The sequence below is a fragment of the Endozoicomonas sp. SESOKO2 genome, from assembly GCF_024606245.1.
Classification (GTDB): Bacteria; Pseudomonadota; Gammaproteobacteria; order Pseudomonadales; family Endozoicomonadaceae; genus Endozoicomonas_A.
The window spans coordinates 1-1,840 of the sequence record NZ_JAHHPQ010000225.1; the positions used below are offsets into that span (position 1 = coordinate 1).

The window sequence follows — 1,840 nt, forward strand, 5'->3', positions numbered from 1 at the left end:
TTTATCCTCAATTTATTGCAACCGCAATAGGACAGCCTTAAGTCCGACAGGCTGCCAGGGAACTTATACCGGGTTCAATGTGTCAAAAAGTGTACGGTTTAAGCAATTTTAAACATCAACTCATTCTAATTAATTCACTACACTTCTTGACTAATGCGTAGTGTTCTTGAAACAGGAGGATAGTGTAATGAAGAGATTTCTCAAATTTGGTCTTCCTTTTGCCCTGTTGCTTTCTCCGGGTGTTAATGCAGAACCGTGCTGGCAATCCCAGTCGGTTCTACCAGCTGATGGCAGCCTGTGTATAGTCATTGATGATGAAGTCAAGCCTGGCAAACCACAATGGTACTTCGGCAGAGCGGCGCTGGACCTGACAGAACCCGTTCAGGCGGCAGACAACAAAAAGAACTTTTGTGTCTATGAAGTAAAGAATAGTGACGGCCATGATATCAAACGAAGCCGCAACTACTTCTGGCTGAATGCTACAGAAAGAGAGGTTCTGTCCAGTTTCTACAAACTGCCTATGCACAAGAATGATCCGCTCAGTCCTGATCAGTCTGATAAGTGGGTGATGAACTCTGGCTCTCTGGTAGGTCTTTTCAGGTTCTGCTCTGCTGAAAGACCAAAAGATGTCGGGTTCAGTGATCTCGACCTGTGTGTAAAACCTCTGCCAAACAATGGTATCGCTTTTGGAAAGTTTACCCATACGACTAAATGCAAGGTGTTTGATGCAGGTGTTGGCAAAGAACTGATGCCCTTGTCTGAACTGCAGACTTTACGTAAAGATCGGCCTGATATCACTTGGGTAGGCGAAGGTTGGGCTGTGCGCGATGGTCAGCCGTTTGCCACGCACACGGTTTATGGTATCCCTGATTCCACAGAATATTGCCTGCTTCAGGCCATGATTCGAGGCCACCAATTTTGCAGCGTTGATAAAACCGGGCACTACCAGACAGGCAATGAGATTGACTATGGAGATACAGATGGAGGTATAAACGATGCCTATCGTCTTAATTATTCTGATAAGCCCAAAAGCAAATCAGAACTGTAAGATCATGGATTACTATTGACAAATACAAGTCGGGAGCTTTGAGCAGTGAGGCGGCTATCAGAATAGGGTGAGAGCCGGTAAATTCTGAAAGCCGTTCCTCCAGAAAAAAAGCGGGAGGCCCCTGACAAGAATGGAAATAAGAAAAGCACAACGCAGTGATGCTCAGAGAGCTTTTGAACTTCGTAATCTGGCGATACTTTCTCAATGCCGGTCATTACAGTGATGAAGCTTTGACTCTCTGGACTGAAGGCTCTAACTCTGAGAATTTTATGGATAGCGTTGAGCAGAATTTTCTTGTTGCGATGATGGAAGGAGAAGAAGCCGGTACGGGAATGATTGATACCAGGGACAGTGCGGTCGATGCAATCTTTGTCGACCCACAGTTTATGAGGATGGGCGTTGCTCGCAAAATGATGATTCATCTGGAACAAATTGCGAAAGAAGCCGGTCTCTCCCAAATAAAGCTGAATTCGACTTTGAATGCAGCTCCCTTTTATCGGCGTCGTGGTTTTGAGGGAGATAAAGTTTCCACTTATCACTCTCCCGGTGGAATCATGCTGGACTTTATTCCCATGACCAAAAGCCTTTCTGAATAACAAGCCCGGCTGATGCATTCAGCAGGTCTTTTGAACAGGCAGTCTTGCAATGGTGAGGTTTATCCTGCTGCTGACTCATGGCCGCAGTTTCACCCGAACCTCCGGGAGCCTGTCGCAAAAGTGCAACGCTTCGCCGATACGGCGTTAAAAAGTGGCTCAAAATGCTCATTTACTCGCTGTAAACTGCGCTTTTTCG

Annotated in this window: 2 protein-coding genes; both read left to right on the forward strand. The window is 46.0% G+C overall.

The features are described 5' to 3' along the window. The first annotated feature begins 187 nt into the window (after positions 1-187). A complete protein-coding gene (locus KDK17_RS05635) occupies positions 188-1,048 on the forward strand; it encodes a hypothetical protein (RefSeq protein WP_257280999.1) in 861 nt (286 codons plus the stop codon). 173 nt (positions 1,049-1,221) lie between these two features. After that, positions 1,222-1,644, forward strand: a complete 423-nt coding sequence (locus KDK17_RS05640; protein WP_257287552.1) for a GNAT family N-acetyltransferase — start codon at positions 1,222-1,224, stop codon at positions 1,642-1,644. Positions 1,645-1,840: the final 196 nt, after the last annotated feature.

Bases quoted from the DNA above. Each gene is read 5' to 3' on its own strand.
- KDK17_RS05635 (WP_257280999.1), top strand. From the start codon at position 188: ATGAAGAGATTTCTCAAATTTGGTCTTCCTTTTGCCCTGTTGCTTTCT.